Source organism: Micromonospora sp. NPDC050795, from assembly GCF_044456785.1.
GTDB lineage: Bacteria > Actinomycetota > Actinomycetes > Mycobacteriales > Micromonosporaceae > Micromonospora.
In genome coordinates this window covers 991-1,297 of the sequence record NZ_JBITGE010000116.1, presented here as the reverse complement: position 1 = coordinate 1,297, position 307 = coordinate 991, and the positions used below count along the sequence as shown (strand labels likewise).

Genomic DNA, 307 nt, shown 5'->3' with positions numbered 1-307 from the left:
GTTGCAGTCGCCATTTGCCGTCGGGGAGCGTGGTCGGGTTGCGGTGCAGGCCGTGCGCGGCCAACGCGGTGACCAACGCCGGATCCGGCGCCGCCACCCGCCCCCCGTTGGCCGCGATGCTCCGCAGTCTGATCACCAGTTGGCCGATGGGAACAGGGACGAGATGACCAGGCAGCGGCACTGTGGTGTTACCCGTGATGGGGGTGCCTACCGGTAGGCGGTTCAACGCCTGCGCATAGTCCTGATCGAGCCAGGTGATTTTGGCGCCGCTGGGTAGCAGCCGCCATTTGCCGTCGGGAAGCGCGGT

The 307-nt window shown here is 67.8% G+C and carries 1 protein-coding gene; it reads right to left on the bottom strand.

Annotated elements, in window-relative coordinates; genetic code table 11:
* A partial coding sequence (locus ACIBEF_RS32490; RefSeq protein ID WP_396797248.1) for a hypothetical protein occupies positions 1 to 307 on the bottom strand: 307 nt, incomplete at both ends.